At 75.2% G+C, this 6546-nt stretch carries 8 protein-coding genes; 6 read left to right on the top strand and 2 right to left on the bottom strand.

Annotation, left to right across the window (positions count from 1 at the left end; all coding sequences use genetic code 11):
• Window positions 1–3: 3 nt before the first annotated feature.
• A complete protein-coding gene (locus ACI78S_RS23385) occupies window positions 4–411 on the bottom strand; it encodes a hypothetical protein (protein WP_456977373.1) in 408 nt (135 codons plus the stop codon).
• Between the two features lie 95 nt (window positions 412–506).
• Between ACI78S_RS23385 and ACI78S_RS23390 the strand changes: the two genes are divergently transcribed.
• The 3 genes from ACI78S_RS23390 to ACI78S_RS23400 are packed head-to-tail and all read left to right on the top strand — an operon-like array spanning window position 507 to window position 3392.
• A complete protein-coding gene (locus ACI78S_RS23390) occupies window positions 507–1679 on the top strand; it encodes a MalY/PatB family protein (RefSeq protein WP_456977374.1) in 1173 nt (390 codons plus the stop codon).
• A gap of 49 nt (window positions 1680–1728) precedes the next feature.
• Window positions 1729–2502, top strand: coding sequence for a glycerophosphodiester phosphodiesterase (locus tag ACI78S_RS23395; protein ID WP_456977375.1), 774 nt, complete (start codon window positions 1729–1731; stop codon window positions 2500–2502).
• Window positions 2499–3392, top strand: a complete 894-nt coding sequence (locus ACI78S_RS23400) for a lysophospholipid acyltransferase family protein (RefSeq protein ID WP_456977376.1) — start codon at window positions 2499–2501, stop codon at window positions 3390–3392. The genes ACI78S_RS23395 and ACI78S_RS23400 overlap by 4 nt, the downstream gene beginning before the upstream one ends.
• An 8-nt stretch (window positions 3393–3400) precedes the next feature.
• Here ACI78S_RS23400 and ACI78S_RS23405 read toward each other — a convergent pair whose 3' ends face one another.
• Window positions 3401–3610, bottom strand: a complete 210-nt coding sequence (locus ACI78S_RS23405) for a DUF4177 domain-containing protein (protein ID WP_456977377.1) — start codon at window positions 3608–3610, stop codon at window positions 3401–3403.
• A gap of 113 nt (window positions 3611–3723) precedes the next feature.
• On the opposite strand from ACI78S_RS23405, the gene ACI78S_RS23410 reads away from it, so the two are divergent.
• From ACI78S_RS23410 to ACI78S_RS23420, 3 genes are all read left to right on the top strand, one after another.
• On the top strand, window positions 3724–5082 hold the full coding sequence (locus tag ACI78S_RS23410; protein ID WP_456977378.1) for an MFS transporter: 1359 nt from the start codon (window positions 3724–3726) through the stop codon (window positions 5080–5082).
• Window positions 5079–5816, top strand: coding sequence for a thymidine kinase (locus ACI78S_RS23415; RefSeq protein WP_456977379.1), 738 nt, complete (start codon window positions 5079–5081; stop codon window positions 5814–5816). Before ACI78S_RS23410 ends, ACI78S_RS23415 begins: the two co-directional genes overlap by 4 nt.
• A gap of 245 nt (window positions 5817–6061) precedes the next feature.
• Complete coding sequence (locus tag ACI78S_RS23420; protein ID WP_456977380.1) at window positions 6062–6406, top strand: RNA polymerase-binding protein RbpA; 345 nt, start codon at window positions 6062–6064, stop codon at window positions 6404–6406.
• The last annotated feature ends 140 nt before the right edge of the window (window positions 6407–6546 follow it).

A 6546-nucleotide genomic window follows, 5' to 3' on the forward strand; every position in this document is an offset into this window, starting at 1 on the left:
ACCTCAGCCGGCGCGCTCGGAGACCCAGAGCTTGTCCAGCCGGCCGGTGGAGCGCAGCAGGTCGGCCAGCGAGCGCTCGAGCTCGGCCTTGGTCGGCTCCTCGGCGAGCAGCGTCTGCACGTCCTCGAGGGCGCAGCGCAGCTGGTACAGCCGGTCCTGCAGCCCGTCGAGCTCCGCCCGGGTCACCAGGACGACGTCACCGGACAGCCCGGCCTTGGAGGTGGCGGAGCGCTGCTCGTAGGCGCGCTGCCGGCAGGCCTGGCCGCAGTACATGCGCGGCCGGCCCACCGAGCCCTGCTGCGGCAGGACACGGCGGCACCAGCCGCAGCGGCGCTCCTCCGCGCTCCCCCGGTGCCGGTCGGTCGAGAGCCGGACGCCCTCCGTCGTCCCGGCCGTTTGCTGCTTCGCCACGACTGGGCACGCTAGACGCAAGACACCGACATTCCCCGGCGGGCGCGCCAGGACGCGCCGGGCGTGGCGTCGGTCGCCCCGTCGGGAGGAGCGTCGTGACCGCTGCCGAGCCGCCGTTCCCCGACCTGCCCGGGGAGGACGCGCTGCGCGCCGCGGGCAGCCTCAAGTGGTCGCGCCACCGGCCGGCGCTGGGCGCGTTCGTCGCCGAGATGGACTTCGGCACCGCCCCGGCGGTGGCGCAGGCGCTGCACGCGGCGGTCGACCGCGGCCGGCTGGGCTACCTCACCGACGAGGACGCCGCGGCCCTGGCCGAGGCCTGCGCCGGCTGGCAGCGCCGCCGCTACGGCTGGACCGTGCCGCCCGCCTGGATCGCCCCGGTCGCCGACGTCGTGGCCGCGCTGCAGGCGACCGTGGAGCTGTTCACCCCGCCGGGCAGCGCGCTGGTGCTGCCCACCCCTGCCTACATGCCCTTCCGCACCCTGCCCGGCCGGCTGGGCCGCCCGCTGATCGAGGTCCCGCTGGTCGAGCGGGACGGCCGGCCCACCTACGACCTCGACGGGATCGCCCGGGCGCTCGACGCCGGCGGCCGGCTGCTCGTGCACGTCAACCCGCACAACCCGCTGGGGCGGGTGTTCACCGCCGAGGAGCAGCTGGCCCTGGCCGACGTCGTCGACCGGGCCGGAGCCCGGGTGTTCGCCGACGAGATCCACGCCCCGCTGGTGCACCCGGGCGCGGTGCACCGCCCGTACGCGTCGCTGTCGGCGGTGACCGCCGGGCACACCGTGACGGCGACCTCGGCCTCCAAGGGCTGGAACCTGGCCGGCCTCAAGGCGGCGCAGCTGCTGTTCTCCGCCGAGGCGGACGTCGCCCGCTGGAGCACCGCCGGCCAGCTGTACGTGCACGGCGCGGCCACCGTCGGCGTCCTGGCCGCCACCGCCGCCTACGCCGAGGGCGGGCCCTGGCTCGACGCCGTGCTGCGCTACCTCGACGGCAACCGGCTGCTGCTGGCCGACCTGCTCGCCGAGCACCTGCCGCAGGTCCGCCACACCCCGCCGGAGGGCACCTACCTGGCCTGGCTGGACTGCCGCGGCCTGGGCCTGGAGGGCTCGGCCGGGCCCTTCTTCCTGCGGGAGGCGGGGGTCGCCCTCGTCGACGGCCCGGAGTGCGGCGCGCCGGGCGCCGGGCACGTCCGGCTCAACTTCGCCACGCCCCGCCCGGTCCTCACCGCGATCGTCGAGCGGATGGCGCGGGCCGTCCGACCGCGCTGACCAGGGGGTTACCCGTCTGCCCCGGCACGCGGCGAACTAGCGTGGACGCGTGCCCGCGCGCTTCCCCTTCCTGGACGCGCCGACGCCGCTGGCCTTCGCCCACCGCGGCGGGGCCATCGAGCACCTCGAGAACAGCATGTCCGCGTTCGAGGCCTGCGTCGCGCTGGGCTACCGGTACCTGGAGACCGACGTCCGGGCGACGGCCGACGGCGTCCTCGTCGCGTTCCACGACGCCACGCTGGAGCGGACCACGGACCGGGCCGGCTCGATCGAGCGGCTGCCCTGGTCGGAGGTCTCCCGGGCGCGGATCGGCGGGCGGGAGCCGATCGTCCGCCTCGAGGACCTGCTCGGCGCCTGGCCCGACGTGCGGTTCAACCTCGACATCAAGGCCGCCGGCGTGCTGGCGCCGCTCGTGCGCGCGGTGCGCCGGCTGCAGGCGACCGACCGGTTGTGCCTGGCCTCGTTCTCCGACGCGCGGGTCGCCGCCGCCCGCCGGCTGTTCGGGCCGTCGATGTGCACCTCGCTCGGCCCCCGGGGGGTGGCGGCGCTGCGGCTGTCCTCGTACTCCCCCCGCGCGGCGGGGCTGGTCCGGATCAACGCCGGCTGCGCCCAGGTGCCGGTCCACCTGGGCGGGCGGGCGCTGATCGACGAGCGGTTCGTCGCCGCGGCGCACGCCCGGGGCCTGCAGGTGCACGCGTGGACGGTGGACACCGAGGAGGAGGTGGAGGCGTTGCTCGACCTGGGGGTGGACGGCGTCATGACCGACCGGCCGGCGATGCTGCGGGAGACGCTGGAGAAGCGCGACCAGTGGGTGGGCCGGTGAGCTCCCTGGGGGAACGGATCAAGGCCTGGCGGCCCGCGGCACCGCCGCTGCCGGACCACCTGGCGGCGGTGGTCAAGCCCGACGACCCGGAGTGGTTCGCCCGCGAGCTGGCGATCGCCGCCGCGCCGCCCTGGTGGTTCTGGCGGTTCGTGCTGCGCCGGTTCTCGTGGCTGGTGGGCGTCTTCGGCCGCGTCGAGGTCACCGGCGGCGTCCCGGAGGAGCTGCGCCGCGGGCCGCTGCTGCTGGCGGCCAACCACATCGGCGACTTCGACCCCTTCGTCATCGCCGTCGCCCTGCACCGGGTGGGCGTGCTCCCCCGGATCATGGCCACCGGCGGCATCCTCGCCGCGCCGGTGGCCGGCCCGCTGCTGGAGCGCACCGGCGGCATCCGGGTGGAGCGCGGCACGGAGCTGGCCCGGCACGCCGTCCGCGTCACCGAGGTGGCGCTCGTGCACGGCGGCCACGTCGTCGCCTACCCCGAGGGGCGGATCGGGCTGACGCCGGACCTGTGGCCCGAGCGCGGCCGCACCGGCATGGCCCGGATGGCCCTGGGCATGGGCGTGCCGGTGATCCCGGTCAGCCAGTGGGGCGCCCACGAGGTGCTCCAGTACGGCAACGACTGGGGCAAGCTGCGCACCGCCCTGCGGGCGGTCGTGCGCCGGCCGCGGCTGCGGGTGCACGTCGGTCCCCCGGTGCGGCTGGACGACCTGCGCATGGGCCGGGTGGGCGACGCGAACCGGGCGCGCTACCGCATCGCCGCGGCGATCACCCGCGGCCTCGTCCCGCTGCGCGCCGACGAGCCCGGCCGCCCGCGGTTCGTCGACCCCACCCGCCCGACGACGGCGGTGGCGGCCTACCCCGGCGGCGTGGTCCCGGACGACGTCCCGTGACGCGCCGGTCAGCCGGCGGGGCGCTCGAAGGTCGCCAGCAGCCCCTCCACGCCCCCGGGCCCGATCCGGCCCTTCACCTCCACCGAGGTGAGCGCCTTGAGCTGCCAGCCGTCGCGGGCGTGCTCGTTGAGCACCTTCTCCAGCTTGTCCCCGGACATCTTGCCGCCGATGAGCCCTTCCCGGAGCTCCACGACCTTGTACTGGTAGCGCGCTGCCACGACCCCTCGCCTCCCCTGCTCGGACGCGTCCGCGGGTCGAGCCTGGCACGGCGCGGCTCCGACAGGGACCCCCGGTGCTGGACCGGACGGTCACGGGCTGGAACCCTGCGCCCGTGACGACCGCCGTGCCCGCCGCGGGAGCTGGGCAGACGACCCCCGACCGCGCGCTGCGCCGCGAGCGGTTCGGCTGGTACTCCTACGACTGGGCGATGTCGGTCTTCAACACCTCGGTGACGACCGTCTTCCTCGGCCCCTACCTGACCGCGATCGCCGAGGAGGCCGTCGGCGAGGACGGCCGGCTGCCCTTCCTCGGTCTGTCGATCGCCCCCGGCAGCTGGTTCTCCTACGTGCTGTCCTTCTCCGTCGTGGTCCAGGTGCTCGTGCTGCCGCTCACCGGCGCGGTGGCCGACCGCACCGGCCGCAAGCGCCAGCTCCTGGCCGGGTTCGCCTTCCTCGGCGCGCTCGCCACCACCGGGCTGTTCTTCGTCGCCGACGGCCGCTGGCTGCTCGGCGCGGTGCTGTTCGTCGTCGCCAACGTCGCCTTCGGGGCCGCCACCGTCGTCTACTACTCCTGGCTGCCCGACCTCGCCGGTCCGGACGAGCGCGACGCGGTCTCCAGCCGCGGCTGGGCCTTCGGCTACGTCGGCGGCGCGCTGCTGCTCGCCGTCCACCTGGGGCTGGTCGTCGGCGCCGAGTCCCTCGGCCTGACCACCGGCGAGGCGGTCCGCATCTGCCTGGCCACGGCCGGCCTGTGGTGGGGCGCGTTCACGCTGTTCACCGTGTCGCGGCTGCGCAACCGGCCGGTGCGCGACCCCGACGCCGTCCGGTCCCGCACCGGCTTCCGGCAGCTGGTCACCACCCTGCGCGAGCTGCGCGCCTTCCCGCTGACGCTGTGGTTCCTCGGCGCCTACCTGCTGTTCAACGACGGCGTCCAGACGGTCATCTCGCTGTCGGCGACCTACGCCACCGAGGAGCTGGGCCTGGAGCAGGACGTGCTCACCGGCGCGATCCTCATGGTGCAGGTGGTCGCGATCTTCGGCGCCCTGGGGTTGGGCCGGCTCGCCGGCCGCTACGGCGCCAAGAGGGTCGTGCTCGGCGCGCTCGTCGCCTGGATCGGCGTCCTGCTCGCCGCCTTCTTCCTGCAGGCCGGCGCGGTGGGACAGTTCTACGCGCTGGCCGCGGTCATCGGGCTGGTGCAGGGCGGCACGCAGGCCCTGTCGCGGTCGCTGTTCAGCCAGCTGATCCCGGCCGGCAAGGAGGCCGAGTACTACGGCTTCTACGAGATCTCCGACCGCGGCACCAGCTGGCTGGGGCCGCTGGCCTTCGGCCTGACCTACCAGCTGACCGGCTCCTATCGGCTGGCCATCGTCAGCCTGGTGGTCTTCTTCGTGGCCGGCTTCGTCGCCCTGGCCACGCTGCCGATGCGGCGGGCGGTCGAGCAGGCCGGCAACGTCGTGCCGGAGCGCCTGTGACCGACGACGACCCGGCGGCCGCCGTCCCGACCTCGGTGCCCGCCGCCGGGGACCGGCGGCGCTCCCCGCCCACCGCGCACCTCGTCTTCTTCCACGGACCGATGGACTGCGGCAAGTCCACGCTGGCGCTGCAGGTCGACCACAACCACAGCCGGCAGGGCCGGCACGGGCTGCTGCTGACCCAGGGCGACCGGTCGGGGACGGCGCAGATCACCTCCCGCGTCGGCCTGGCCCGGCAGGCGCTGCAGATCGACGCCGGGACCGACCTGCGGCTGCTGGTCCGCGGGCGGTGGGCCGACGGCGAGCGGGTGGACTACCTGATCGTCGACGAGGCGCAGTTCCTGGACCCGGCGCAGGTCGACCAGCTCGCCGAGCTCGTCGACGAGTCGCACGTGGACGTCTACGCCTTCGGGCTGACCACCGACTTCCGCGCCCGCCTGTTCCCCGGCACCCGGCGGCTGCTCGAGATCGCCGACACCGTCGAGCGGGTGCAGGTGCAGGTGCTGTGCTGGTGCGGCGCGCCCGGCAAGCTCAACGCCCGGGTGGTGGACGGCGTGATGGTGCGCGAGGGCGCCACCGTCGTCGTCGCCGACACCGCTCCCCCGCCCCCGCCGGGGACCGGCCCGGCCGGGGAGGGCGAGGCCGTCCGCTACCAGGTGCTGTGCCGGCGGCACCACGTCCGCGGCGAGCTCGGCCCGGCGGCGCCCGGGCCGGGGCAGCTCGCGCTCCCCTGAACCGCTCCCCTGAACCGCTGCCCTGCACCGCTGCGCTGAACCGCCGCCCTCACCCGCGCGTGTCACCCGTCGGGGGGTGATGTCGTGCCCAATACCACCCCATGCGATGATGGGGAACCAACTGCGGCGGAATCTCTTCGCCAATCCTGTCGTTGGTCCCCTTGAATCGCTCGTCGAGTGGGTAGCCCCCGCCTGCCGAGCTTCGAGACCGGACCGACACCAGCACCACGAGAGGACGGTGTGCCATGGCGGAGCGTTCCCTTCGCGGCAGCCGCTTGGGCAGCGTCAGCTACGAGACCGAGCGGAACACGGCGCCGATCGAACGGCAGTACGCCGAGTACCGCTGCCCGGCGGGCCACCAGTTCACGGTGCCCTTCGCTGACGACGCCGAGGTCCCCGACACCTGGGAGTGCAAGTTCGACGGCTCCTCGGCCAAGCTGGTGGGCGGCGCCGAGCCGGCCCCCAAGAAGGTCAAGCCGCCGCGCACCCACTGGGACATGCTGCTGGAGCGCCGCTCCGTCGAGGACCTCGAGGAGGTCCTGGCCGAGCGCCTCGAGGTGCTCCGCGGCCGGCGCAGCCAGGCCAGCTGAGCAAGACCCCTCCGCCCCCGGCGGGGGCGGCAGGCACTCCGGAACGGCCCCCGCGGGATAACCCCCCGGGGGCCTTCCCCGTATCGGGCTATAGTCGGGCCGCGGCGGGGCAAAAGTGCACGATAAGCGCCACGGCTCCG

This window comes from Geodermatophilus sp. SYSU D00815 (genome assembly GCF_054050035.1).